This is a genomic window from Amycolatopsis sp. NPDC051106, from assembly GCF_040682775.1.
Classification (GTDB): Bacteria; Actinomycetota; Actinomycetes; order Mycobacteriales; family Pseudonocardiaceae; genus Amycolatopsis.
This window is the reverse complement of sequence record NZ_JBFBBQ010000005.1, coordinates 165083-190619: the sequence shown is the minus strand read 5'-3', so window position 1 is coordinate 190619 and position 25537 is coordinate 165083. Positions and strand designations below refer to the sequence as shown.

Sequence of the window (25537 nt, the reverse complement as noted above, 5' to 3'; positions counted from 1 at the left end):
GTTTGACGATGGCGTGGTACCCCTCGAAGGAGGAACCATGCCAACCGCACTCGTCACCGGTGCGTCCGCGGGTCTGGGCCGAGCCCTGGCCGCCGCGCTGGTGAGTCGCAAGTGGACAGTCATCGGCGACGGCCGGGACGCGGCCGCTTTGGGTTCGGCCGCGCACGAGATCGGCTTCACGGCCGTCCCCGGCGACGTCACCGACCCGGCCCACCGCGCTGCACTGGCCGACGCCTGTCCTTCCCTGGACCTGCTCGTCAACAACGCGAGTTCCCTGGGCGTCAGCCCGCTGCCGCCGTTGGTGAGCTATCCCTTGGCGGACCTGGAAGACGTCTACCGCGTGAACGTCTTCGCGCCGCTCGCTTTGACGCAGCTGCTGCTGCCGGCTCTTTCTCGCGGCGCGATCATCAACGTCAGCTCGGACGCCGCCGTCGAAGCGTACGAAGGCTGGGGCGGCTACGGCTCGGCGAAGGCCGCGCTCGACCAGGTCACGGCGGTGCTCGGCGCGGAGAACCCGGACCTCGCGGTGTACGCGGTCGACCCGGGTGACCTGCGCACGGCGATGCACCAGCGCGCGTTCCCGGGCGAGGACATCTCCGACCGGCCGCTGCCGTCGTCCGCGGTCCCGGCGTTCCTCCGGTTGCTGGACGAACGTCCGCCCAGCGGCCGCTACCGGGCGGCGGACCTGCTGGTGAGCGCATGAACATCCGGTTCGACCTGCCGGACGAGCTGTCGGCCTCGGCCCCACCGGAGGCGCGCGGCCTGGCGCGGGACGAGGTCCGCTTGCTGGTCGCGTCGCCTGCGGGCGTCCACCACACGGTGTTCTCTTCCCTGGGTTCGCACCTGCGCCCCGGGGACCTGCTGGTGGTGAACACATCGGGGACGCTGCCGGCGGCGGTCGACGCGGTGCGCGGGGGACGCCCGGTGGTCGTCCACTTCTCGACGGCGCTGGACGACGGCTCGTGGGTCGTCGAGCTGCGCGCGCCCGGGGGGCCGTTGCTCGACGGCCGGCCGGGGGAGCGGCTGGAGCTGCCCGGGGGAGCGTCGCTGACGCTGGTGGCTCCGGCCGCGCCGGGCAACGCGCGGCTGTGGCGGGCGGAGGTGTCGGTCGAGGGGTTGGCTTTCCTCTCGGCGGCGGGTCGGCCGATCCGGTACGGGTACGTGCCGCGTGAGTGGCCGTTGTCGGACTACCAGACGGTGTTCGCCCGCGAACCGGGCAGCGCGGAGATGCCCTCGGCGGCGCGGCCGTTTTCTGCGTCGCTGGTGACCCGCCTGGTCACGGACGGCGTGCTGTTCGCGCCGTTGGTACTGCACACGGGGGTGTCTTCGCCGGAGGCGGGCGAGCCACCGCAGGCGGAGCGGTTCCGGGTCCCGCCGACGACGGCGGCGCTGGTGTCCTGGGTGCGGTCGCGAGGCGGCCGCGTGATCGCGGTGGGCACGACGGTGGCCCGGGCCCTGGAGTCAGCCCCGGACGGCGCGGCCGAGGGCTGGACGAACCTGGTCCTGGGCCCGGACCGCCCGGCGCGAGTGGTGGACGGAATCATCACGGGCCTGCACGCACCGGACGCATCCCACCTGCTGTTGCTGGAGGCGGTGGCGGGAAGGAACCTGGTCCAGCGCGCGTACGACGCGGCGGTGGAGCGCCGCTACTTGTGGCACGAGTTCGGCGACGTGTCCCTGCTCCTGCGCCGCTGACCGAGCGCCCCAATGGGGTTGTTTCATCGTGGTTGTGGCTGGTCGGGGCGGTGCGACAGGGCCGGTTCGGTTGGTGCGGGAGGACGTGACGGCGGGACCAGCGTGGTGACCCGGAAACAGGTGAAGCCCTCGGCACGATCGAGATGTGAGTCAACAACCCGCCGAGGGCTTCAGCTCCCTTTCCTACCAGGTCACCCTTCCCCTCTCCCGACAGACCCTGGCCATGGTCGCCGAACTCGTCCGCGCCCACCGGGCACGACTGCGGTCCCGCTGGCGCAAAGCCAGCCCGGCCGAGCAGGCGCTGGTGGTGCTGGCGGTGCTGCGCCACGACCCACGCCTGGCCCACCTCGGAGCCGGTATGGGTGTCTCGGCCGCCACGGTGCGACGCTGGGTGCTGGAAGTCATCGGTCTGCTCGCCGCCCGCTCAGCGCGGCTGGGTCGTGTACTGCGCCGCCTGGCCGCCCGGGGCGCGGCGGTGGTGCTGGTGGACGGCACCCTGATCCGCACCCGCCGCCGCACCGGCCGGGCCAACCGCGCCAACTACAGCGGCAAACACAAACAGCACGGTCTGCTCGCGCTGGCATTGACTGATGAGAACGGCCGGTTGTTGTGGGTCTCGGCGGCGTTGCCCGGCAGGACCGCCGACATCACCGCCGGCCGCCGGCTAGGCATCCGGGAACGTCTGCACGTCCACGGTCTGTCCCCGGCTGGGGACAAGGGCTTCCAGGGCTGGCACAAAGACGTCCGTACCACCCGCGCGTGTGACCTGTGTGGTGGTCGGTGTGAACAGATCGTGCTCACGCCCTATAAGGCCGAGGCTCGCCGGTCGTTGACCGAGGCTCAGAAGCAGGCGAACGCGGTGTTCGCGGCGATGCGGTGCGCGGTGGAGGGCGGCTTCGCCGCCCTCAAGTCCTGGCGGATCCTCGACAGGCTCCGTCTCGACACCCGTCACGCCACGACGTTGTTGCGGGCTCTGCTCGTGCTGACCCAGCACGAGCAGAGCGTGCGCGACAGTGCCCGGCCCGGTCGGGCCTGAGCATTACCACACTTCACCAAACGCGCCCGACCAGCACAAACCACGATGAAACAACCCCAATGTGGCGTTGGTTGCGTCCAGCGCACCGAACGCCACATTGGGTGCGTTGAACGCACCGAACGCCACATTGGGTGCGTTGAACGCACCGAACGCCACATTGGGTGCGTTGAACGCACCGAACGCCACATTGGGGCGCTAGCGGCGCACCGGCTCCTCGCGCCGCCGTGACCGGAGCAATCCCGTCACCGCCACCACCGCGATCCCCAGCCCGACCCCCGTCACGATCGAAGCCACCAGGGTCGCCTCGCCCGTGACCAGGCCGAACGCCCCGCCCAGGTACACCGGGATGCTCACCGCCACCGGCAGCCAGTTCCGCAGGGAGAACGCGCGGTCCGACGCCAGCCACAGCACCAGCGTCACCGCCGCTCCCGTGAAGACCGGGATCGCCCAGACCACCAGGCTGGTCACCGTGTCCATCCCGAGCGACCTGAACCACTCGAACGTCGCCTGGCCCATTCCGATGAACAGCACGACCAGCGCCACGCGGACGCCGGTGGCTCCCTGGCCCCGTCGGCTCGTCATGTTCCCTCCCGAATCCGTCGTCACCTGTACCACGTCCGGGTGACGCGGCGGGTTGCCCAAACCGCCCAGTCGTTTCAGATGCCGGGACCATCCCGCGTCGCCCATAGGCGCAAGCGGCTTCCGATGTCAAGAAATCTCACCGGATTTCCCGAGATGCGGATGGCTATGCGCCCTAGTGGGTGACCGTGCGAACCTCGCCCCGACACCGACCTCCGAAAGGCGACGCCGACGTGCGCACCCACCACAGAACCCGCTTCCTGGCCTCGGCGCTGGCCGCCCTGACCGTCGTGGGCGTGCTCGCGGGCTGTTCCCGCGCCGCGGAGAGCACCACGGCCCCGGCCGCGAACGCCGGCGCGGCCGGTGAGGTGCGGCTCGGGTTCTTCCCGAACGTCACCCACGCGCCCGCGCTGATCGGCGTCAAGAAAGACTTCTTCAAACAGGAACTGGGCTCGACCAAGCTCACCACCCAGACGTTCAACGCGGGCCCCGACGAGGTCAACGCGCTGCTGGGCAACTCGCTCGACATCGCCTTCATCGGCTCCGGCCCGGCGATCAACGCCTTCACCAAGTCCAAGGGCACCATCCAGCTGGTCTCGGGCGCCGTCTCGGGCGGCGCGCAGCTGGTCGTCAAGCCGGACATCACCAGCGTCGAGGGGCTCAAGGGCAAGACGGTCGCCACGCCGCAGCTGGCCAACACCCAGGACGTCGCGCTCAAGAAGTTCCTGGCCGGCAAGCAGCTGACCGACCAGGTCAAGATCACCAACCTGGACAACTCCAAGACGCTCGACGCCTTCAAGAAGGGCGAGCTCGACGGCGGCTGGCTGCCCGAGCCGTGGTCCTCGCGGCTGGTGCTCGACGCCGGCGCGAAGGTCCTCGTCGACGAGAAGAGCCTGTGGCCGGGCGGCCGCTTCCCGACCACCGTCGTGATCGTGCGCAGCGAGTTCCTGCAGCAGCACCCGGACACCGTCAAGGCCGTCCTGAAGGGCCAGCTGGCCGCGATCGACTGGGCGAAGGCCAACCCGGCGGACGCGAAGACCGTCGTCAACGGCGCCCTCAAGGAGCTGGCCGGCAGCAGCCTCAGCCAGGGGGTCATCGACCGCGCGTTCTCCGGCATCGAGCTGACCACCGACCCGATCCCGGCCGAGTTCCCGCAGCTCGCGCAGGACTCGGTGACGGCGGGCGTGGTCAAGTCGGCGGTAGCGTTGAAGGGCTTCGCCGACTTCGGTCCGCTGAACGAGGTCCTCAAGGAGAAGAACCAGCCCGCCGTGAACGCTCCCGAACTCGCCAAGTGATCCGGAGAGGCAGCCCGCGATGACCACGACCCTCCCGACCGGCCGGAGCAGCTTCACCGGCGCGACCGCGGTCCGGCTCGACGGCGTCCGCAAGACGTTCGGCCCGGCCGGCCGCGCGGTCGTCGCGCTCGACGGCGTCGACCTCACCGTCGCGCCCGGCGAGTTCGTCTGCCTGCTCGGCGCGTCCGGCTGCGGCAAGAGCACGCTGCTGAACCTGGTCGCGGGGCTCGACGCGCCGTCGGCGGGGAAGATCACGCTGAACACCTCGCGGCCCGCGGTCATGTTCCAGGAGGCCGCGCTGATGCCGTGGCTGACCGCGGCCCGCAACGTGGAATTGCCGCTGCGGCTGGCGGGTTTCGGCCGCGCCGAGCGCCGCGAAAAGGCCGCCGAGCTGCTGGAACTCGTCCGGCTCACCGACGCGGGCGGCAAGCGGCCGCACGAGCTGTCCGGCGGGATGCGGCAGCGGGTCGCGCTGGCCCGCGCGCTCGCCGCGACCCTGCGCGTCGGCGGCGACCCGGAGCAGGCGCTGCTGCTGATGGACGAACCGTTCGCCGCGCTCGACGCCATCACCCGCGACGTCCTGCAGGGCGAGCTGCTGCGCGTCTACCGCAGCACCGGCACGTCGGTGCTGTTCGTGACCCACGACGTGCGCGAGGCGGTCCGGCTCGGGCAGCGCGTCGTCCTGCTGTCGTCGCGGCCGGGCAAGGTCGTGCGCGAGTGGACGGACGTGCCGCTGGCCGACGCGGAGGAGCTCACCGAAGAAATCGTCGGACACTTGCGCGAGGTGATCAGCACCCATGCCGCAGCTTGACCGGCCCGCAGAAGCCGATCTCGACGCGGTCGGCGCCGGACTGGACTCGCTCGACGCCCCGGCCGGCGACCGCCGCCCGGGCTTCTGGAACCGGTTCGCGTGGGGCTTCCTGCCGCCCGTCGGCGCGCTCGTCCTGCTGATCGTCGTCTGGCAGGTCCTGTGGGCGGCGGCGTTCTGGTCGGAGGCCCAGCTGCCCGCGCCCCTCGCGGTGTGGGACGAGTTCTGGAGCCGCGTCGTCGACGGCCAGGTGTTCGGCTTCGTCTGGACGTCGGTCCACCGCGCCGCGCTCGGCTTCGTCGCCGGCGTCGTGATCGGCACGCCGCTGGGCCTGGTCGTGGCGAAGGTCCGCGTGGTCCGGGCGGCGATCGGGCCGCTGCTGACCGGGCTGCAGAGCCTGCCGTCGGTGGCGTGGGTGCCGGCCGCGATCCTGTGGTTCGGCATCAACGACGGCGCGATCTACTTCGTCGTCCTGCTCGGCTCGGTGCCGTCGATCGCCAACGGCCTGGTGTCCGGCATCGACCAGATCCCGCCGATCCTGCCGCGCGTCGGGCAGGTGATGGGTGCGAACCGGTTCTCGTCGGCCCGGCACATCCTGCTGCCCGCGGCGCTGCCGGGGTTCCTGGCCGGGCTGAAGCAGGGCTGGGCGTTCTCGTGGCGCTCGCTGATGGCCGCGGAACTGATCGCGTTGTCGCCGCAGCTGGGCGTGGGGCTCGGCGCGTACCTGAACCAGGGGTCGTCGCTGAACAGCATCGAGACGGTGATCGCGGCGATCTTCCTGATCCTGCTGGTCGGCATCGGGATCGAACTGCTGGTGTTCCGGCCCCTGGAGCGCGCGGTGCTGCGAGCCCGCGGGCTGACCGCGTCGCTCTAGCTCACTCCACCGCGACCTCGAGCGAGAGCTGCTGGAGCAGCTGCAGGACGTCCGGCCCGGGGTTCTCCCGTTCGTAGGCCTCGACGACCTTGACGAACCCCATCAGCAGCCCCCGCGTGATCGCCTCCTGGCGCTGGGCCAGCTCGCCGACGGTCGTCGAGGTGTACTCGAGCGCGCCTTCGAGCAGCTCGGGGTAGCCGCTCGTGCCCGGCTCGCCGCCCTCTTCGAGGTTCTGGCGAAGCCGGTAGACCGACGCCAGCAGGCCGATGCCGGTCTGCACCAGGTCAGTGTCTTCCATCACGAGAGCATGGCACGGGCTCCGCGGACCCGCCCCCTTGGCGGAGTCCGGAGACGACGCGACCCCGGACCGTGGGCCCGGGGTCGCGTCGTTCGTTCGTTCGCAGGACAGATCAGCGGCCCCGGCGCCCGCCCGCGCGGGTGCCGGACGAAAACGCCGCGGCGCCACCGCTCGAGCCGGAGCCCGCGCGGCGACCGCCCGAAGCGGCCGGGGCACCGGAGCGGCGAGCGCCGCCCGTAGCCGCCGGAGCACCGGACCGCCGTGAACCGCCCGAAGCGGCTCCCGACCGGCCCGAACCCTGACGCTCCGACCGCGGCTGCTGCGACTCGTCGCGCCGCGCCTGGCCGTTTGCCCGGGAGCGCTGTCCGCCGCGGTTCTCCTTCGGCGTGGCGGGAGCGCCCCGCCGGCCGCGGCCCGAACCCGGTGCCGCGCCGGTCGCCGAGACCTTCTTCGGCCGGTCGTCCACCGGCGGCCGCTTCGGCGACGCCGTGAACGAGCGCTCACCCGGGGCCAGCTCCGCCAGCAGCGGGTGACCCGGGCCGAGCTGGGTTGTCGTCGGCTTGATGCCGGCCTTGCGCGTCAGGTCGCGCACGTCGCGGACCTGCGCGTCCGTCATCAGCGTCACGACCGTGCCGGACGCGCCCGCGCGTGCCGTGCGGCCCGAGCGGTGCAGGTACGCCTTGTGCTCCACCGGCGGGTCCGCGTGGATGACCAGGCGGACGTCGTCGACGTGGATGCCCCGCGCCGCGATGTCCGTCGCGACCAGCGTCTTCGCCGCGCCCGAGGAGAACGCCTCGAGGTTGCGCGTCCGCGCGTTCTGGCCGAGGTTGCCGTGCAGCTCCACCGCCGGGACGCCGGACGCCACGAGCTTGCGCGTCAGCGCCTTCGCGCGGCTCTTCGTCCGCGTGAAGACCAGCGTGCGGCCGGGGGCCGCGGTCAGGTCGACCAGCACCGGCAGCCGGTGGGTCTCCTCGAGGTGCAGCACGTGGTGCTCCATCGTCGAGACCGGCGACTGCGCCGAGTCGACGCTGTGCGTGATCGGGTCGTTCATGAAGCGCTTGACCAGCACGTCGACGCCGTTGTCCAGGGTCGCGGAGAACAGCATCCGCTGCCCGCGCGACGGCGTGGCGTCCATGATCCGGCGCACCTCGGGCAGGAAGCCCAGGTCGGCCATGTGGTCGGCCTCGTCGAGGACGGTGATCTCGATCGCGTCGAGCTTCACGTGCCCGGAGCGCATGTGGTCGGCGAGCCGGCCAGGGCAGGCGACGACGATGTCGACGCCGTCGCGCAGCCGGGTGATCTGCGGGTTCGCCGAGACACCGCCGAAGATCGTCGTGGCCTTGAGGCCCAGTGGCTTGGCCAGCGGCAGGATCGACGCCTCGATCTGCGTCGCGAGCTCACGGGTCGGCGCCAGGATCAGCGCGCGCGGACGGCCCGGCTTGCGCCGCGTCGGGCCCGCCGAGAGACGGGCCAGCAGGGGCAGCACGAAGCCGTAGGTCTTGCCGGAGCCGGTCCGGCCGCGGCCGAGCACGTCACGCCCGGCGAGGGTGTGCGGCAGGGTCGCCGCCTGGATGGGGAAGGGCTCGGTCACGCCCTGGGCGGCCAGCGCGTCCACGATGGTGGTGGGCAGGCCGAGTTCAGCGAAAGTCGTCATAAGTGCATGCGGGCGCACGCGCGCCCTGGTCTCCGTTACCTGAGAAGGGTTGTCCTGCCCGGCGCAGACCGGTCAACGGCCGCGGCGCGTGGTAGTCGACAACAGCAGCGGGCCGAGGCAGAACTGAGCGGCCCGCAAGATCAGTGTAGCCGGTCGGGGTGACGTACCCCCAGTGAGATTGCCCGCACTCTAGGGGGCTTGCTAAGTTACCCGTCGGTAATCGAGGAGGCTCACCCCATGCTGCTGAATCCGCACGAGTACGACCCGGCCCACTTCGACGCGGAAACGCGCCGGTTGCTGCGGGCGACCATCGACTGGTTCGAGCAGCGGGGCAAGGCGAAGCTCACCGAGGACTACCACGCCCGCACCTTCTACGCGGACTTCCTCGAGTTCGCGGGCAAGGAAGGCCTGTTCTCGACCTTCCTGACGCCGGCCGCGAACGCCGGCGGCAACCCGGACAAGCGCTGGGACACCGCCCGCGTCGCCGCGCTGTCGGAAATCCTCGGGTTCTACGGCCTGAACTACTGGTATCCGTGGCAGGTCACGATCCTCGGGCTCGGCCCGGTGTGGCAGAGCGGCAACTCCGCGGCGCGTGAGCGTGCGGCCGCCGCCCTCGACGCCGGCGGTGTCGGCGCGTTCGGACTGTCCGAAAAGGACCACGGTGCCGACATCTACTCGTCCGACCTGGTGCTCACGCGCGACGGTGACGGCTACCGCGCGACCGGCTCGAAGTACTACATCGGCAACGGCAACTGCGCGCGCACGGTGTCGGTCTTCGGCCGCATCGACGGCGTCGAGGGCCCCGACCAGTACGTCTTCTTCTACGCCGACTCCGAGCACCCGAACTACCACGTCGTCAAGAACGTCGTGCCGTCGCAGATGTACGTCGCCGAGTTCCGGCTCGAGGACTACCCGGTGCACGCCGACGACATCCTGCACGTCGGCGCCGAGGCGTTCAGCGCCGCGCTGAACACGGTCAACATCGGCAAGTTCAACCTGTGCTTCGGCGGCATCGGCATGGCGACGCACTCGCTGTACGAGGCCATCACGCACGCGCACAACCGCGTCCTCTACGGCAAACCCGTCACCGACTTCCCGCACGTGCGCCGCGAGTTCGTCGAGGCCTACGCGCGGCTGACCGCGATGAAGCTGTTCTCCGACCGCGCCGTCGACTACTTCCGCAGCGCCAACCCCGAAGACCGCCGCTACCTGCTGTTCAACCCGATCACCAAGATGAAGGTGACCACCGAGGCGCAGAAGGTGATCGGCTTGGTCGCCGACGTCGTCGCGGCCAAGGGCTTCGAGGCCGACACCTACCTGGCGATGTCCAAGAACGACATCGACGGCCTGCCCAAGCTCGAGGGCACGGTGGCGGTGAACCTCGCGCTGATCGCCAAGTTCATGCCCGCGTACCTCTTCGCGCCGCAGGAGTACGCGCCGGTCGGCACCCGCACCGACGCCGCGGACGACGAGTTCCTCTTCCGCCAGGGCCCGGCGCGCGGGCTGTCGAAGGTCCGGTTCCACGACTGGAAGACCGCGTACGCCGAAGCCGCGGACATCCCGAACGTCGCGCTGTTCACCGAGCAGGCGGGCTACCTGGTCAAGCTGCTGACCGAGGCCGCGCCCGACGAGGCGCAGCAGGCCGACCTCGACTTCGGGCTCGCGCTGACCGAGCTGTTCACGCTCATCGTGTACGGCCAGCTGATCTTGGAGCAGGCGCGGATCACCGGCCTGGACACCGAAGTCGTCGACCAGATCTTCGCCGTGCTGGTGCAGGACTTCAGCGCCGCGGCGGTCGATCTCAACGGCAAGGCGAGCTCGACGGAGGCCCAGCAGGCCATCGCGCTGGCCGCGCTGCGCAAGCCGGTGGTGGACGCCGAGCGCTTCGAGAACGTCTGGACGCGGGTCCGGGAGCTCTCCGGGGTCTACGCTATGCACCCGTGATGGCCAGGAAATATCGGCTCGGCGTGACGCGGAAAGCCGCGAACGTGGTCGTGAAGGCGTTGCTGGAGCGCGGGATCCCGATCACCGGGAGCACCGGGTACCTGCTGACCACCCGGGGGCGCCGGAGCGGCGGCAACCGGACCACGCCGGTCAACGTCCTCGAAGTCGGCGGCGACCGCTGGCTCGTCTCGCCGTACGGGCAGGTCGGCTGGGTGCACAACCTGCGCGCCGACGCCACCGCCCGGCTGAGGCGCGGCCGCACGCGCGAGACGTGGGCGGTCGAGGAGGCCGACGCCGCGACGGCCGGCCCGGTCCTGCGCGCGTACGTCCGCAAGATCCCCGTGACGGCGCCGTTCTTCGACGCGAAGCTCAGCGACGCGGCCGAAGCCTTCGCCGCGGAAGCCGATCGACACCCGGTCTTCCGGTTGGCAAGATCAGGAGCGTGAACCGAGAGCGGGCGGCGGAGCTGATCTGGGACGCGTGGCGGACCGGGAAACGCCTCGAGGGGCTGCCGGACGACGCCCGCCCGCGCGATGCCGCCGAGGGCATGGCCGCGCAGGCGGCGCTCGCCGAGCTGGCCGGCCCGGTGTCCGGCTGGAAGATCGCCGCGACCACCGCGTACGCCCGGCAGTACCTCGACGTCCCGGGCCCGCTGCCGGGCGTGATGTTCGAGCGGTTCCGCCACGCCGAGGGCGAGCCGGTGCCGGCCGACACGATGACCATGGGTGTCGCCGAGCCCGAGTTCGCCTTCCGGCTCAAGGCCGACCCGGGCCTGTCGCCGTCGCTGACCGCAGTGCTCGACGCCGTCGACACGATGTTCCTCGCGCTGGAGATGCCGGACAGCCGCTACACCGACCACCAGCACGCGGGCGGGCCGCAGCTGCTGGCCGACGTGGCGTGCGCGGGCCGCTTCGTCGAGGGGCGCGCGGTGCCGGGCTGGCGCGACCTCGAGCTGCCGCGGCAGGCGGTCGTCCTGCACGCCGACGGCGAAGAGTTTTCCCGCGGCAGCGGCAGCCTGGTACTCGGCGATCCGCGGCTGGCGCTGCACTGGCTGGCGATGGAGCTCGCGCGTCACGGCCGTTCGCTGCGCCCGGGCGACGTCGTCACGACCGGGACGGCGACCCCACCGTGCCCGATCCACGCGGGCGGCCACGTCATGGCGGACTTCGGCGCGCTGGGCAGCGTCGAGGTGCGGTTCGCCGGCGAACGGTCCACGCCACCGCCGTCATGAGCCCTCGCCAGGGTGAGTTCCGCGCCGGGTTCCTGGCGCTCGCCGCGGTGGTCCTGGTCCTCGACGCGGGGTTCTGGTGGTTCGCGCACGCCCAGCACCAGACGACCGCGCGGATCGGCTTCCTGGTGGCGTTCGTGCTGCTGCTGGCGCTGCTCGCGGTGGCGGCGGGGCTGGTCCGCTGGGAGATCGCGGCCCCACTGGGCGCGGCGTCGACATCAGGCCTGTTCTTCGTCGGCGCGTCGGCGATCTTCAGTGTGGGATTCGGGTTTTTGCTGGCCGCGGTGGTCGAGGCGGCGTTGGTGCGCCGGATGGTGCTCGACACGTCCCCGGTGGGCTGGCGCGGCGGCACCGGGCTGATCAGCTCGGCGGCCGCGGTGGTGCCGGCCGTGCTGTTCGCGGTCGGTTTGGCCGCGCTGCGCTGAGCCGTTTTTGTCGGTGCCCCCTGCCACGATGTGCCCGTGACGCCATGGAGAGATCGACTAAGCACCCTCGCCCACGAACGGCTGCCCGCCGAAGTGGCGGCGAAGTGGATCGAGCTGGTCCGGCCGGGCATCCGGCTGGTTTCCGCCGGGGCGGGGCCGCGCGTGGGATGGCTCGGCGGTGCTCCGGTCATGCCCGCTGGGTTGGAGTGGCCCGAGTGGCCCGGGCGGGGACCGCTCGACTTCCTGGCCGCGGTGGACTGTGCGGCGCTGCCTCGTGAATCCCTGAGCGTCCCGCTGCCTGAGGCAGGCACGTTGTTGTTCTTCTACTTCGATGGGTTCCGCCGGGAAGCCGACGACGACTGGCCGTTGCTCGAAGATGTCGAGGGCGCCCAGGTCGTCTTCGTACCGGCGGGGGTGCCGGTCGTGGAGCGGAAGGCGCCCGAAGGTCTCGACCCCTATCCGGCCCGGGACCTGTACGGCGAGGTCGTGGCCACGGCCCCGGGACGTGAGCACATCCTGCTCGACCAGACCGAGATCTCGAGCGGAGACTCCCTCGCCGAGGCGGCCGTGGCGGCGGATCGCCCGCCGGACTTCCTCGGTGCCGGCGTGTTCGACGATCTCGTCTGGAAGCTGCACGAGAAGGGTCCACACCACCAGGTCGGCGGGTTCGCCGCGCCCATCCAGGGCGCGGTGGAGAACGAGATCGCCGCGGAGGTGGTGGGGGACTACCGGGACCCGCTGCGGGTCGAAGAGGCCGCCCGCTGGGTGCTGCTCGCCCAGATCGACAGCGACGACGAAGCCGACATGATCTGGGGCGACGCCGGAATGCTGTACTGGATGATCCGGGCCGAAGACCTCGAGGCGGGGCGCTTCGACCGCGTGCGGTGCACGCTGCAGTGCGGGTGACACCTCCTCGTGCGGTAACCGCAGAGGGCTCTTTGCAAAGGGCTCTCTGCGGTCTAGGGTGGCGGCATGCCCAGGGATCGCCGGACCGAGTCGTCAAGCCCGATCGACGCGCGGATGCTCCGGGCGCTGGCCCACCCCCTGCGGATGCGCATGCTCGACCTGCTGCAGGCGGACGGCCCCGCCACCGCGACGGGGCTGGGGAAGCGGGTCGGCGAAAGTTCCGGAACCACGAGCTGGCACCTGCGCCAGCTGGCCGAAGCCGGCTTGGTCGAGGAAGACAGCGAACGCGGGAACAAGCGCGAACGCTGGTGGCGCTCCGCGCAGGAGACAACGCGGATGCGGGCCGCCGACTTCATCGGCGACCCGGACCTCGCCGGCCCCCTGGACATGTTCCTGCGGTCCGTGATCGAGCAGCGCTACCAGGCGGAGTCGCGGTTCGTGAGCGAGCTCCCGCGGTGGACGGAGCAGTGGTACGACAAGGCCGTCTTCGGCGACGCGAGGCTGTCTCTCACGCCCGAGGAAACGCTGGCGATGAGCGACGAGATCGACGCGGTGATCGACCGCTACCGCCGCGACGCGCGGCCGGGCGACCACAACGTGATCGCGCACTGGTCGGCGTTCCCGTGGCAGGCGCAACCCGAGGAACCCGGCACATCGAAGTCCGAATGAGGGGGACGAACGTGGTGCACTTCCTGATGGCGGAAGACCTGGTCCGCGAACGAGAAACCGAACTGAGAGGGGTAGCGGCCCGGGTGAACCGCCCCCGCCGCCCGGGAACGCGACGGCAACGCCTCGGCTGGCTCCTCGTCGAAACCGGCTTGAAGCTGGCAGCCAACCGGCCTCACCCCCGCCACTCCCAGGCAGGGGTCCGGCAAAGTCGCCCGGCCTGGCTTCCCGGCGCCGGTCGATGGGTGTGGCGCCCTGGGCAAACGTCTTGAATGAGTCATTCAAGACCTCCCAAGACCTGAATGACTCATTCAAGACATTCGAATCCCGCTGCGGCGATCGAGACGGCCCTCTGCCGAGGCGGAGGCGACACCGACCCCGGCTTCGCCGGGTTGGGTGTCGCGAATGGAGTCATCGGGCGCTCCTGGCGTCCTGAACGAGTCATTCGCGACGTCCGGATCGCGGGCGCGGTCAAGTGGGCTGGATCCGTTGCACGGCAACGGCAGAAGCCAGGCGGCTGAACCGGGACCTGCCCCACCCCCGCCACTCCCAGGGGGACGTCCCGGCTCCAGTCTATCGCCGCCCGCTGACGAAACCCGGGGAAAAGCCACAGGCCGGCGAAGTTGTCCACAACTCCGCCGGCCTGTGGGTAACCAGGTCCTACTTGCCGAATCCCGCCCGCCGCAGCGCGTCCGCCATGGAGCCGCTGCCGCCAGAGCCAGAGCCAGAGCCGGAGTTGCCGCCCCGGCCACCGCCGCCGCCGGAACCGCCGCGCTGACCGCCGCCGCCCGAACCGCCGCGACGCTGACCGCCGCCACCGCCGCCGCCCTGGCCGCGGTCACGACCGCCACCGCCACCGCCGCGGTTGCCGGCGGGCGCGCCCGGCTCGTCGTCCAGGCGCAGCGTCAACGAAATCCGCTTCCGCGGCACGTCGACGTCGAGCACCTTCACCTTCACGATGTCGCCGGGCTTCACGACCTCGCGCGGGTCCTTCACGAAGTTCTTCGACAGCGCCGAAACGTGCGCCAGACCGTCCTGGTGCACCCCGACGTCGATGAACGCCCCGAACGCCGCCACGTTCGTGACCACGCCCTCCAGGCGCATCCCCGGCTTGAGGTCGCCGATCTTGTCCACGCCCTCGGCGAACGTCGCCGTCTTGAACGCCGGGCGGGGGTCGCGGCCCGGCTTGTCCAGCTCGGCCAGGATGTCCGTCACCGTCGGGAGCCCGAACGTCTCGTCCACGAACTCCGATGCCTTCAAAGACGACAGCGTCCGCGTGTTGCCGATCAGCGACCGCAGGTCCGTGCCCGTCTTCGACAGGATCCGGCGCACCACCGGGTACGCCTCCGGGTGCACCGACGACGAGTCGAGCGGGTCGTCGCCGTCCGGGATGCGCAGGAAGCCCGCGCACTGCTCGAACGCCTTCGGGCCGAGCCGCGCGACCTCCTTCAGCGCCATCCGGGAGCGGAACGGCCCGTTCGTGTCGCGGTGGGAGACGATGTTCTCGGCCAGCCCCGTCGTGATGCCCGAGACCCGGGTCAGCAGGGGAGCCGACGCCGTGTTGACGTCGACGCCGACCGCGTTCACGCAGTCTTCGACCACCGCGTCGAGCGAACGCGACAGCGAGACCTCGGACAGGTCGTGCTGGTACTGCCCGACGCCGATCGACTTCGGGTCGATCTTCACCAGCTCGGCCAGCGGGTCCTGCAGCCGCCGCGCGATCGAGACCGCGCCGCGCAGGGAGACGTCCATGTTCGGCAGTTCGGCCGAAGCGAACGCCGACGCCGAGTACACCGACGCGCCCGCCTCGGACACGATCGCCTTCGTCAGCTTCAGCTCGGGGTGCTTCTTGATCAGTTCGATCGCGAGCTTGTCCGTCTCGCGTGACGCCGTGCCGTTGCCGATCGAGATCAGGTCGACCTTGTGCCGCGCCGCCAGCGCCGCGAGCTCGGCGATCGACTGGTCCCACTTGTTCGCCGGCTGGTGCGGGTAGATGACGTGGGTGTCGACGACCTTGCCGGTCGCGTCCACGACGGCCACCTTGACGCCGGTGCGGAAGCCCGGGTCCAGGCCCATCGTGGCGCGGGTGCCGGCCGGCGCGGCGAGCAGCAGGTCGCGCAGGTTGGCCGCGAAGACGCGCACGGCGTCGTCCTCGGCCGCCTGCCGCAGCCGCATCCGCAGGTCGATGCCCAGGTGCAGGAGGATCTTGGTGCGCCACGCCCAGCGGACGGTGTCGCCGAGCCACTTGTCACCCGGCCGGCCCTGCTGCGTGATGCCGAACTTCGCGGCGATGCGCGTCTCGTAGTCGGTCGGGCCGACCTGCGGCTCGTCGGTGGGCTCGTCCGGCGACATGGTGAGGTCGAGGACCTCCTCCTTCTCGCCGCGCAGCATCGCGAGGATCCGGTGCGAGGGGAGCTTGGTGTAGGGCTCGGAGAAGTCGAAGTAGTCGGAGAACTTCGCCCCTTCCTCCTCCTTGCCCGCGCGGACCTTGGCGACCAGGTGGCCCTGGCTCCACATCTTCTCGCGCAGGTCACCGATGAGGTCGGCGTCTTCGGCGAAGCGCTCGACGAGGATCGAGCGGGCGCCGTCGAGGGCCGCCTGCGCGTCCGCGACGCCCTTGTCCGCGTCGACGAACACGGCGGCCGCGGCCTGCGGGTCCGTCGTCGGGTCGTTCAGCAGGCCGTCGGCCAGCGGCTCGAGCCCCGCTTCGCGCGCGATCATGGCCTTCGTGCGGCGCTTCGGCTTGAACGGGAGGTAGATGTCCTCCAGCCGCGACTTCGTGTCCGCGGCGAGGATCGACGCCTCGAGGGCCTCGTCCAGCTTGCCCTGGCTGCGGATGGACTCGAGCACGGCGAGCCGGCGCTCGTCGAGTTCCCGCAGGTAGCGCAGGCGCTCTTCGAGCGTGCGCAGCTGCGCGTCGTCGAGCATGCCGGTGACTTCCTTGCGGTACCGCGCGATGAAGGGCACGGTCGAGCCGCCGTCGAGCAGGTCGACGGCGGCCTTGACCTGTCCTTCGCGCACGCCCAGTTCTTCGGCGATCTTCTGCTCGACCGACACGCTCACTGCAACACGCTCCTGCTTCGCCCTCTGGTGGATCCGATCGTCCCATTCTGCCGTTCCGACCACCCCGACTTTCGGATGGGGCTCCTTGACAATCAGATTGGTCTAGTCCATTTTGTGGTGACCTGCCTCACGACCAGTGGAGGTCGCCCCGTGGTCCCCAAAGCCCGTCTCGCTCTCTTGTCATTACTTTCCGCGGTCGCACTGTGTCTCGGCGTGACCTTCGTCCTCGCCGGGAGCGCCTCGGCGGCCAACATCCTCGCCAATCCCGGCTTCGAGTCCGGCGCCTCGGGCTGGACGTGCACGGCGGTGCCGACCGCGGTGAGCACCCCGGTCCACAGCGGCAGCCGCGCCCTGAGCGCGACGCCGACGTCGTCGGACAACGCGCAGTGCTCGCAGACGCTCACCGTCTCGGCGAACACGGCGTACAAGCTCTCGGCGTGGGTCCAGGGCAGCTACGTCTACCTGGGCGTTTCCGGTTCGGCGACGACCAGCACGTGGACGCCGGGCACCAGCGGCTATTCGCAGCTGTCGCTGAGCTTCACGACCGGCTCGAGCACGTCGCTGACGGTGTACCTGCACGGCTGGTACGGCCAGCCGACGTACTACGCGGACGACGTCAGCCTCGACGGCCCGGGCACCCCGCCGACGACGACGCCGACCACGCCGACGACTCCGACGACTCCGCCCACCACGACCACCCCACCGACGACGACCACCACGCCGCCGACCCAGGGTGACCTGCCGAAGCACGTCCTGACCGGCTACTGGCAGAACTTCTACAACGGCGCCAAGGCGCTGAAGCTGGCCGACGTCCCGACGAAGTACACCATCATCGCGGTGTCGTTCGCGGACGCGACGGGCACGCCGGGCGCGGTGAGCTTCACGCTCGACTCGGGCCTGTCGTCGCAGCTCGGCGGCTACACGGACGCGCAGTTCAAGGCGGACGTGAAGACGGTCCAGGCGCGCGGCCAGAAGGTCATCATCTCGGTCGGCGGCCAGAACGGCACGATCAGCGTGAGCGACTCGTCGTCGGCGAACAACTTCGCCAACAGCATCAAGTCGCTGATCTCGAACTACGGCTTCGACGGCGTCGACATCGACCTCGAGAACGGCATCAACGCGACGTACATGGGCCAGGCGCTGCGCAGCATCTACAACGGCGGCGGCAAGGTCATCACGATGGCACCGCAGACGATCGACATGCAGTCCACTTCCGGTGGTTACTTCCAGCTGGCGCTGGGCATCAAGGACATCCTGACGGTCGTCAACATGCAGTACTACAACTCCGGCACGATGCTCGGCTGCAACGGCAGCGTGTACGCCCAGGGCACGGTCGACTTCCTGACGGCGCTGGCCTGCATCCAGCTCCAAGGCGGCCTGCGCGCGGACCAGGTGGGCCTGGGCCTCCCGGCGTCCTCGCAGGCAGCGGGCGGCGGCTACCAGGCACCGGCCAACACGGTGTCGGCGCTGAACTGCCTGGCGCGCGGAACCTCGTGCGGTTCGTTCAAGCCGTCGACGACGTACCCGGCCATCCGCGGCGCGATGACGTGGTCGATCAACTGGGACGCGTCGAACGGGTACGCGTTCGCCAACACGGTCTCGGCGGGGCTCGCGGGCCTGCCGTGACCGTGCGCTGAGGAAGGCCCTCCCGGAAGCGCGGCCGGGAGGGCCTCTTCACGCGCTCAGCTCGCGCCGCAGCTCTTCGACGTCGGCTTCCGCCGCGAGCAGGAGCGTCTGGAACGGCATCCCGGCGTTGCGCGGCTTGCCCAGCGGGTTCGCCCACTCCCGTGAGGCCCGCCCGAGGATTTCGAAGAGGATTCGCCGGCCTTCCGCGTCACCGGTAAGCAGCTTCGCCGGCTCCTCGATGACGACCAGGTACCGGTCCGCCGGCAGCCAGTTCAGGTCGCGCAGGCAGTCGGAGAGGGCGTCCCAGTTCCAGCCGAAGTACGCCGGGAACCGCAGCGCGTCCGAGAACTGGCCGAACAAGTCGTCCTCACCGCGTGCGGCGGCACCATCGATCCGGGCCACGGCGACCACCCCTTGCGGCGGGACGGCGCCGGTCACCGCGATCTTGTCGTCCTTGTCCAGCACGGTCAGCCCGGGCTCGTTCCACATGGGGACATTGTGGCCGGTCGCTCTTCACTTCTCGTAAGTCGTGACGTCGAAGCTGACCTTCGTCGCGCTCGCCGAGGTCAGGACGACTGCCGCGAATCGCCCGTCGGAGGTCTTGACGCAGTAGCCCTGTCCGGCCGTCAGGTCGTCGAGTGGGTAGCGGCCGTTTTCGTATCCGGTCTCGTCTCGGCACGAGTCGTAGCTGCCGATGGTCGAGGCGGGGAGCTTCACGGTCGTGCTCCAGCCGACGTAGCCGAAGTCGCGACCGTTGAAGCTCAGGTCGTTCTTCCCGGTGAAGGAGCCGGTGGTGCCCCACTGCGGATCCGACGCGGGGCTGTCGAGGTCCACCGTGAAATCGCGCGCGATGCTGACGTTTCCGTGGTGCCGCTCCGGCTGACCGGCCGGTGCCGAGGCGGTGACGGATGCGGCGGTGGTGCTCGGCCGGGACGTCTGCTGCCGCAGGCTGCTGATCTCCTGCTGTGCCGAAGTCAGCTGGCTGCCTCGGTCGGCGGCGGTCGACTGGGCGAGGCTCTTTTCGTGGTTGGCGTTCACCGTGAGCAGGGTCAGCAGGCTGGCGGCCACCGTCAGCAGGCCGGACACGACTGCGAGGATCTGGCCGGCGGTCTTCCACTTCTCCTCGGAGCGGCGGGGCGGTGGGTTCTCGGTTCTGCGGTCACGGGCGACGGTCACTTTCCGGCCCTCCGGTCTTCTCGGGGACAGGCCACGGCCTTCCGGCCGGTTCACCTGCCCTGAGTCGTCGGGAGACCGCGAACTGCTACACCGGCGTGATCGGCAACCGCAGGGCGCCCGAGGCCTCCGACGGGACCACCGGGTTCTTCGGCATCACCGCCGCCACCCGCTGGTACGGAGACCCCAACACCGGCCGCGGATCCGCCTCACCGAGATTCGGCCAGAACGCCATCGCCCGCTCGGCCTGGGCCGTGATCGTCAACGACGGGTTCACCCCGAGGTTCGCCGAGATCGCCGACCCGTCCACCACGTGCAGTCCCGGATACCCGTACACCCGCTGATAGGGATCGATCACCCCCGACGAAGCCGAGTCCCCGATCGTGCAGCCGCCGATGAAGTGGCCCGTGATCGGGATGTTCGCCAGGTCCGTCCACGCCCCCTGCGGCAGCCCGCCGATCTTCGCGGCCACCCGGCGCGTCACCTCGTGCCCCGCCGGGATCCACGACGGCGACGGCGATCCCGCGCCCTGGCGGGTCGTCATCCGGCGGCCGAACAAGCCCCGCTTCGTGTACGTCGTCACGGAGTTGTCCAAAGTCTGCATCACCAGCAGCCCGATCATCCGCTCCGACCAGTGCCGCGGACTGTGGATGCGCAGCAGGTCACGCCGGGACCGCCACAGTTCCCGCAGCCCCAGCACCCAGCGCCGGCGGCCCGGCTGCCCGTCCACCAGCACCGTCGCCATCAGGCCCATCACGTTGCTGCCGCGCCCGTACCGCACCGGCTCCACGTGCGTCACCTCGTCCGGGTGAATCGACGACGTGATCGCTACCCCGCGCGTGTAATCCGTGTCCGGCCGCAACGACCGCGCCGCCAGCACTGCCTCCGAGTTCGTGCGGGCCAGCAGTCCCAGCCGGGGTGACAGCGCGGGCAGCGTCCCGTTGTCCCGCATCCGGTGCAGCAGCCGTTGCGTTCCCAGAGCCGCCGCCGAGAACACCACCTGCGTCGCCGTGAACGTCCGGCGGGAACGGCGGCCTGTGCGCCGCGTGTCCACCGCGTACCCGCCGGGAATCGGCCGTACCGAGATCGCCGTCGTCAGCGGGTGTACCGAAGCACCTGCCTTCTCCGCCAGGTACAGGTAGTTCTTCACGGTCGTGTTCTTCGCGCCCACCCGGCACCCGGTCATGCATTCGCCGCACAGCGTGCAGGAGGACCGCAGGGGACCGGCGCCGCCGAAGAACGGGTCCACCCCAGACTGTCCGAAGTAGACGCCGACCGGCGTGCGGCGGTACGTGTGCCCGATGCCCATGTCCTCGGCGACGTCCTGGAGCACGCGGTCCGCGGCCGTCGTCGCCGGGTTCTCGACCACGCCCAGCATCCGCTTCGCCTGGTCGTAGTACGGCGCCAGCTCGTCCTTCCAGTCCGTGATGTGCGCCCACTGCGGGTCGGCATAGAACTTGTCCGGCGGCTCGTACAGCGTGTTCGCGTACACCAGTGAACCGCCGCCGACGCCGGAGCCGCTCATCACGAACGTGTTCTTCAGCAGCGTCAGCCGCTGGATGCCGAAGCAGCCCAGCGCGGGCGCCCACAGGTACTTCCGCAGCCGCCACGACGTCTTCGCGAACTCGTCGTCGGCGAACCGGCGGCCGGTCTCGAGCACGCCGACGCGGTAACCCTTCTCGGTCAGCCGCAGCGCCGTGACGCTCCCGCCGAAGCCCGAACCGATCACCAGGACGTCGTAGTCCATCACGCCACCACCCGGAAGTCCGCGACGTCGAGCCGCCGGGTCCGGCGGTCGTACTCGGTGACCAGGCCCGGCCAGTTCGTCGTCACCCGGCCGTCGGCCTGCCGGTACCAGCTCGTGCAGGCGCTCCACACGCTGTCGCCCAGCCGCTTCTGCACCTCGGTGTCGTAACGCTCTTCGACGTCGGCGCGCACGTCCACATAGGACACGCCGGGTCGCGAAAGCTGTTCGGCCGCCTGGCGGATGTAGCGTGCCTGCCGCTCGATCATGTAGATGATGGACCCGGCGCCGAGGTTGGTGTTGGGGCCGTAGACGCAGAACATGTTCGGGAACCCGGGCACGGCCATGCCCAGGTACGCCCGCGCGCCGCCGGCCCAGGCGTCCCGCAGCGACCGGCCGCCGAGGCCCGTGACGTCCATCCGGCCGAGGAACTCCGTCGCGGCGAACCCGGTGCCGTAGACCAGGACGTCCGCCTCGAGCTCGGTCCCGTCCTCGACGCGCACGCCCCGCGGCGTGATCGACGAGATCCGCCGCGTCTCGACGTCGACGTCCGGCTGCGCCAGCGCGGGCAGGTACTCGTTGGTGAACAGGATCCGCTTGCAGCCCAGGGGATAGGCCGGCTTGAGCTTCGCGCGCAGCTCCGGGTCCTTGATGTGACGATGCCGCAGCTGCGCCGTCCGCAGCTCGAACATCTTCGCCAGCACTGGGTGCTTGGTCATCGCGTACGTCGCGTATTCGGCGAGCAGGAAGATCCGCAGCCGGCCGAGCAGCTGCGTGGGCGGCAAGTGCTCGAACAGCCAGTGCTGCCAGCGCCGGTAGGCCGGGTCGGACTTCGCCATGACGTACGGCGGCGTGCGCTGGAAGACCGTGACGTGCTTCGCGTGCTTGCGCAGCTCGGGCACGAACTGGACCGCGCTGGCGCCGGTCCCGATGACGGCGACGCGCTTGCCGGCCAACTCGACGTCGTGGTCCCAGCGCGCCGAGTGGAACGCGTCGCCGGCGAAGCTCTCGCGGCCCGGGATGTCGGGCAGCACCGGCCGTGACAGCTGGCCGACGGCGGGCACGAAGACGGTGGCCTCGTACGTCTCGCCACCGTGGGTCTCGACGCGCCAGACGCCGCGCTCCTCGTCGAACGCGGCCCCGGTGACCTCGGTCCGGTACCGGATGTGCGGTTCGAGCCCGTACTTCGTGATGACGCGCCGCAGGTAGGCCAGGATGTCCGGCTGGTAGGAGAACCGCTTCGGCCAGCGCGGGTTCGGCTCGAACGAGTACGAATAGAGCGGCGACGGGATGTCGCATGCGGCACCGGGGTAGGTGTTGTCCCGCCAGACGCCGCCGGGCTCGGCCGCGCTCTCCAGGATCGTGAAGTCGGTGAACCCGGCGCGCTTCAGCTCGATCGCCGTCCCGATACCGCCGAACCCGGTGCCCACGATCAGCACCGATGGCCCCTTCGCCGAACTGCTCATGCGAAAAAGCTACGCAGCGGACGCCTGTGACAACAGGCCACGAACGGTCACTCGATCGAGAATTCCGGCCAGCCCGTCACGCCGGCGGGTGAACGCGCACCTCCCGGGTCTCCGCGCCGGGCTCCGCCCAGGTCAGCAGGCGGCCGGCGGTGCTTTCCAACGCCGTGAGGTCGCGCTTCGCCAGCTTTTCGAACGGCAACAGGTCGACGGCCGCCGTCTTCTTCGTCTTCGTGATCTCCCAGAAGCCGCGTACCTGGCCGCCGACCAGCAGCGTGCCCTTGACCAGGCCGTTCTGGGTGATGACGCGCTTGCGGTAGTCGTCCGAGATCACCCGCGTCCGGTCCGCGTACGAAAGGATCAGCTGGTCGAACGGCCCGAGCAGCCGGGGCGGCGCCGGGACGTCCTCGTCCGGCACGGACAGCTCCGGCAGGTCCAGCAGCTCCCGGCCGTCCTCGTCGCGATACCGCCGGAGGTCCATCGACGAAGCCACCTCGCCGAGGCGCGTGATGCCCGCCCACGCCTGCACGTCGGCCACCGTCGCCGGCCCGAACGCCCGCAGGTACCGAGAAATGAGCGAAGCAGGCGAAGGCGGGGGAAGCGGCGCGCCCACCCACTCGTCGAGACACGCGTACGTCGTCTGCCCCGCCTTGCCCCAGATCGCGCGCGGCGGCGTCTGGACCAGCGGCAGCCGGCCCCGCGCCAGGTGCGTGAGGGACGCCGGAGCGCGGTCCGGCCACCGCCGCGCCAGCTCGGCTCCCAGCGCCGTGCTGGACAACGCCGAAGCGGCCAGCAGCTCCCGCGCCGCCGAGGCCACTTCGGCGTGGTCGAGGCCGGCCAGCTCACGGGCGTGCTGGGTGTTCGTCTTCAGGTCGCGGTCGTAGAGCACCTGGACCACGGGCCGCCACGCCAGCGCGTCCGCCGCCGTGACCAGGTGGACCGTGCCGCGCATCAGCGCGATCCGCACCACGCGCCGCTCCTCCAGCAGCGAGGCCAGCTCCTGCGGCTGGAACCCGCGCAGCCGCGACCACAGCGCGTAGTACGGCGGGAACGGCGCCTGCGCCTGCAGCCCGGCCAGGTGCGCCACGGCGTCGTGGGCGGACATGTCGGCGGGACGCAGCAGCAGCTGGCGCTCCAGCGTCGCGCGGTTCACGGCCCGCCTGCTCAAGGTCTCCACGCCGTCACTTTAACGATCACCCCGGACAGTTCCGGTCCTCGATTCGACGCCCGAACGGCCGTCATCCATACTTCCGGCCATGGCCGAGCTCGCCGCGCCCGCCGTCGGGGACTGGGACTTCCCGCGCGGCACCGCGAGCATCGAGCTGATGACCCGGTTCGCCGCCGACCGCGGCCTGCCCGCCGAGAAACTGCTGGCCGCGACGACGCTGTCGCCGGAGCTGCTGGCCGACCCGTCGGTGCAGGTCGACGCGCGCCAGGAGCTGGCGGTCGTCCGCGCTTTGGTCGAGCTGGACGGCTCGGACGCCACGGCCCTGGAGCTGGGGCGGCGCTACCGCGTCACCACCTTCGGCATCTTCGGGTTCGCCTGCATCAGCAGCCCGACCCTGCGGGACGCGATGTTGTTCGCCCTGCGCTACTTCGACCTCAGCTTCGCCTTCTGCATCCCGCACGTCGAGCTGGCGGACGGCCGGCTGACGCTGGAGCTCGACGACCGCCGCGTGCCCGCCGACGTCGCCCGCTTCCTCGTGCTGCGCGACCTGGCCGCGATCTTCTCGGTCATGCGCGACCTGCTGCCGGAGATCGTGCCGGACGACCTGGCGTTCCGGCACGGTCCGTCCACAGTGGAGCCTTATCGGGCCGCGTTCGGGGTGGTGCCGCGGTTCGGCGCCGACGCCTGCCGCGCGACGCTCGACCCCGCGCTGCTGACGTTGCCGCTGCCGCAGGCCAACGAGCAGACCGTCGCGCTGTGCGCCGCGCAGTGCGAAGCGCTCGTCGCGCGCAAACGCCGGCGGTCGGGCATCTCGCAGCAGGTCCGGGAACGGCTGGTCCGGCTCGGCGGGGTCGACGCCGGGATGGACGAGATCGCCCGCCAGCTGACGCTCAGCACGCGCACGCTGCGGCGGCGGCTCAGCGAATCCGGCACCAGCTACCGCGCGCTCGTCGACGAGGTCCGCCAGGCGCTGGCGGAGGAGCTGCTCGACACCGGCGTCCTGTCGGTCGAGGACGTCGCGTACCGGCTCGGGTACGCCGAGGCGTCCAGCTTCATCTACGCGTTCAAGCGCTGGACCGGGATGACGCCGGCGGCGTTCGCCCGGCGTTTCCGGGCCGCTCGGCAAGCACCGCCGGGTAGGTGAGCTTCAGCAGGTTGAGGATCGAATCGGTGAGGAAGGTGCGCAGCGCCGCGCGGTCGAGCGTGCCGCGGATCAGCCATTCGCGCGACGCGGCCCGCAGCATCCCGCCGAACGACCGGATCATCGCGCGCAGCTCTTCGCGGCCGTCGGTGACGTCGGTCATCAACGCGGCTTCCAGCACCCGGTCGGCGGCGATCTCGTCGGCTTCCAGCATGATCCGCTCGATCTCGGGGTCGCGGCCCGCGGATTCGGGGCCGATCACGGTCAGCCAGGCGTCGCGGTTGCGGTCGACGACGTCGATCCACCGCTCGACCCCGATCGACAGCCGGTCTTCCATCGTGGTGTCCGGCAGCGCTTCGGTGACCGGCGCCGGCACGATCATCAGCTGCCGCACCACTTCCAGGTACAGCTCGCGCTTGCCGCCGAAGTAGTGGTTGATGAGCGGGCGCGCCACCCCGGCCGCCTCGGCGATGTCCGATGTGGACACCGACGCGTAGCTGCCCGCGCCGAACAGCCGCCGCGCGGCGGCGAGGATCTCCGCCCGCCGTTCGGCCGGTTCGAGGCGGCGTCGCCGCGGCCGGGTCCCACTGGTCATCCGCTCAGCCTCGCGGGGGATCGGCACGCTGTCAACAAGTAGTTGACTTCTCGTCAAGAGAGTGGCTCCGGTGGCGGGCAACGGGTGTTTCGCGCCGTCCGTCGTCGTTACGCAACCGGAACAACCCACCGGTAACTTCCCGGCGTCCGGATGCGA

25 protein-coding genes are annotated in these 25537 nt (G+C 70.7%); 14 read left to right on the top strand and 11 right to left on the bottom strand.

Annotated features, from left to right (window positions below; genetic code table 11):
• Positions 1-37 precede the first annotated feature (37 nt).
• From AB0M83_RS06655 to AB0M83_RS06645, 3 genes are all read left to right on the top strand, one after another.
• Positions 38-703 carry an SDR family NAD(P)-dependent oxidoreductase gene (locus AB0M83_RS06655; protein ID WP_364513427.1) on the top strand — a complete coding sequence of 222 codons (666 nt, stop codon included), beginning with the start codon at positions 38-40 and terminating at the stop codon, positions 701-703.
• Positions 700-1695, top strand: a complete 996-nt coding sequence (locus tag AB0M83_RS06650) for an S-adenosylmethionine:tRNA ribosyltransferase-isomerase (RefSeq protein ID WP_364513424.1) — start codon at positions 700-702, stop codon at positions 1693-1695. The genes AB0M83_RS06655 and AB0M83_RS06650 overlap by 4 nt, the downstream gene beginning before the upstream one ends.
• Before the next feature lie 145 nt (positions 1696-1840).
• Positions 1841-2731, top strand: coding sequence for a transposase family protein (locus AB0M83_RS06645; RefSeq protein ID WP_364513421.1), 891 nt, complete (start codon positions 1841-1843; stop codon positions 2729-2731).
• Positions 2732-2734: 3 nt separating this feature from the next.
• Here AB0M83_RS06645 and AB0M83_RS06640 read toward each other — a convergent pair whose 3' ends face one another.
• Both AB0M83_RS06640 and AB0M83_RS06635 read right to left on the bottom strand, forming a co-directional pair.
• Positions 2735-2917 carry a hypothetical protein gene (locus AB0M83_RS06640; protein ID WP_364513418.1) on the bottom strand — a complete coding sequence of 61 codons (183 nt, stop codon included), beginning with the start codon at positions 2915-2917 and terminating at the stop codon, positions 2735-2737.
• A gap of 9 nt (positions 2918-2926) precedes the next feature.
• Positions 2927-3313 carry a hypothetical protein gene (locus AB0M83_RS06635; RefSeq protein ID WP_364513416.1) on the bottom strand — a complete coding sequence of 129 codons (387 nt, stop codon included), beginning with the start codon at positions 3311-3313 and terminating at the stop codon, positions 2927-2929.
• A 230-nt stretch (positions 3314-3543) separates the two neighbouring features.
• On the opposite strand from AB0M83_RS06635, the gene AB0M83_RS06630 reads away from it, so the two are divergent.
• Genes AB0M83_RS06630 through AB0M83_RS06620 form a run of 3 tightly spaced genes read left to right on the top strand, consistent with a single transcriptional unit; the run spans position 3544 to position 6287 of the window.
• Complete coding sequence (locus AB0M83_RS06630) at positions 3544-4605, top strand: ABC transporter substrate-binding protein (RefSeq protein ID WP_364513413.1); 1062 nt, start codon at positions 3544-3546, stop codon at positions 4603-4605.
• A 19-nt stretch (positions 4606-4624) separates the two neighbouring features.
• Entirely contained in the window at positions 4625-5416 is a 792-nt protein-coding gene (locus AB0M83_RS06625) for an ABC transporter ATP-binding protein (RefSeq protein WP_364513410.1), read from the top strand.
• The gene (locus AB0M83_RS06620; RefSeq protein ID WP_364513408.1) at positions 5403-6287 is read left to right on the top strand and encodes an ABC transporter permease; all 885 of its coding nucleotides are present in this window, start codon (positions 5403-5405) and stop codon (positions 6285-6287) included. The genes AB0M83_RS06625 and AB0M83_RS06620 overlap by 14 nt, the downstream gene beginning before the upstream one ends.
• Before the next feature lies 1 nt (position 6288).
• Here AB0M83_RS06620 and AB0M83_RS06615 read toward each other — a convergent pair whose 3' ends face one another.
• On the bottom strand, positions 6289-6585 hold the full coding sequence (locus tag AB0M83_RS06615; RefSeq protein ID WP_364513406.1) for a hypothetical protein: 297 nt from the start codon (positions 6583-6585) through the stop codon (positions 6289-6291).
• A 112-nt stretch (positions 6586-6697) separates the two neighbouring features.
• Positions 6698-8239: a DEAD/DEAH box helicase gene (locus AB0M83_RS06610; RefSeq protein ID WP_364513404.1), complete on the bottom strand. Its 1542-nt coding sequence runs from the start codon at positions 8237-8239 to the stop codon at positions 6698-6700.
• Positions 8240-8476: 237 nt separating this feature from the next.
• Here AB0M83_RS06610 and AB0M83_RS06605 point away from each other — a divergent pair, with 237 nt between their 5' ends.
• The 6 genes from AB0M83_RS06605 (at position 8477) to AB0M83_RS06580 (ending at position 13411) form a co-directional block, all read left to right on the top strand.
• Positions 8477-10183, top strand: coding sequence for an acyl-CoA dehydrogenase (locus tag AB0M83_RS06605; protein WP_364513401.1), 1707 nt, complete (start codon positions 8477-8479; stop codon positions 10181-10183).
• Positions 10183-10629: a nitroreductase family deazaflavin-dependent oxidoreductase gene (locus AB0M83_RS06600; RefSeq protein ID WP_364513399.1), complete on the top strand. Its 447-nt coding sequence runs from the start codon at positions 10183-10185 to the stop codon at positions 10627-10629. The genes AB0M83_RS06605 and AB0M83_RS06600 overlap by 1 nt, the downstream gene beginning before the upstream one ends.
• Positions 10626-11414, top strand: a complete 789-nt coding sequence (locus AB0M83_RS06595) for a fumarylacetoacetate hydrolase family protein (RefSeq protein ID WP_364513396.1) — start codon at positions 10626-10628, stop codon at positions 11412-11414. Before AB0M83_RS06600 ends, AB0M83_RS06595 begins: the two co-directional genes overlap by 4 nt.
• Positions 11411-11836 (top strand): hypothetical protein, encoded by a 426-nt coding sequence (locus AB0M83_RS06590; RefSeq protein ID WP_364513393.1) that lies wholly within the window; start codon positions 11411-11413, stop codon positions 11834-11836. The genes AB0M83_RS06595 and AB0M83_RS06590 overlap by 4 nt, the downstream gene beginning before the upstream one ends.
• A 36-nt stretch (positions 11837-11872) precedes the next feature.
• Positions 11873-12742: a YwqG family protein gene (locus AB0M83_RS06585; RefSeq protein WP_364513390.1), complete on the top strand. Its 870-nt coding sequence runs from the start codon at positions 11873-11875 to the stop codon at positions 12740-12742.
• A 66-nt stretch (positions 12743-12808) separates the two neighbouring features.
• A complete protein-coding gene (locus AB0M83_RS06580; protein WP_364513387.1) occupies positions 12809-13411 on the top strand; it encodes a helix-turn-helix domain-containing protein in 603 nt (200 codons plus the stop codon).
• Between the two features lie 657 nt (positions 13412-14068).
• Here the strand turns inward: AB0M83_RS06580 and AB0M83_RS06575 are convergent.
• Positions 14069-16471 (bottom strand): Tex family protein, encoded by a 2403-nt coding sequence (locus tag AB0M83_RS06575; protein WP_364513384.1) that lies wholly within the window; start codon positions 16469-16471, stop codon positions 14069-14071.
• Positions 16472-16621: 150 nt separating this feature from the next.
• Between AB0M83_RS06575 and AB0M83_RS06570 the strand changes: the two genes are divergently transcribed.
• Positions 16622-18097, top strand: a complete 1476-nt coding sequence (locus tag AB0M83_RS06570) for a glycosyl hydrolase family 18 protein (protein WP_364513381.1) — start codon at positions 16622-16624, stop codon at positions 18095-18097.
• Between the two features lie 48 nt (positions 18098-18145).
• Here the strand turns inward: AB0M83_RS06570 and AB0M83_RS06565 are convergent, their stop codons facing one another.
• The 5 genes from AB0M83_RS06565 to AB0M83_RS06545 all read right to left on the bottom strand — a co-directional run bounded on the left by AB0M83_RS06565 (position 18146) and on the right by AB0M83_RS06545 (position 23654).
• A complete protein-coding gene (locus AB0M83_RS06565) occupies positions 18146-18586 on the bottom strand; it encodes a barstar family protein (protein ID WP_364513378.1) in 441 nt (146 codons plus the stop codon).
• Between the two features lie 24 nt (positions 18587-18610).
• Positions 18611-19273 carry a hypothetical protein gene (locus tag AB0M83_RS06560; RefSeq protein ID WP_364513375.1) on the bottom strand — a complete coding sequence of 221 codons (663 nt, stop codon included), beginning with the start codon at positions 19271-19273 and terminating at the stop codon, positions 18611-18613.
• 85 nt (positions 19274-19358) lie between these two features.
• Positions 19359-21017, bottom strand: a complete 1659-nt coding sequence (locus AB0M83_RS06555; protein ID WP_364513372.1) for a GMC family oxidoreductase — start codon at positions 21015-21017, stop codon at positions 19359-19361.
• A complete protein-coding gene (locus AB0M83_RS06550) occupies positions 21017-22480 on the bottom strand; it encodes an NAD(P)/FAD-dependent oxidoreductase (protein ID WP_364513369.1) in 1464 nt (487 codons plus the stop codon). Before AB0M83_RS06550 ends, AB0M83_RS06555 begins: the two co-directional genes overlap by 1 nt.
• Positions 22481-22556: 76 nt before the next feature.
• Positions 22557-23654: a winged helix DNA-binding domain-containing protein gene (locus AB0M83_RS06545; protein WP_364513366.1), complete on the bottom strand. Its 1098-nt coding sequence runs from the start codon at positions 23652-23654 to the stop codon at positions 22557-22559.
• A 79-nt stretch (positions 23655-23733) separates the two neighbouring features.
• Here AB0M83_RS06545 and AB0M83_RS06540 point away from each other — a divergent pair, with 79 nt between their 5' ends.
• Positions 23734-24789, top strand: a complete 1056-nt coding sequence (locus AB0M83_RS06540; RefSeq protein ID WP_364513363.1) for an AraC family transcriptional regulator — start codon at positions 23734-23736, stop codon at positions 24787-24789.
• Here AB0M83_RS06540 and AB0M83_RS06535 read toward each other — a convergent pair.
• Positions 24710-25381 carry a TetR/AcrR family transcriptional regulator gene (locus AB0M83_RS06535; RefSeq protein WP_364513360.1) on the bottom strand — a complete coding sequence of 224 codons (672 nt, stop codon included), beginning with the start codon at positions 25379-25381 and terminating at the stop codon, positions 24710-24712. The genes AB0M83_RS06540 and AB0M83_RS06535 overlap by 80 nt on opposite strands.
• Positions 25382-25537: the final 156 nt, after the last annotated feature.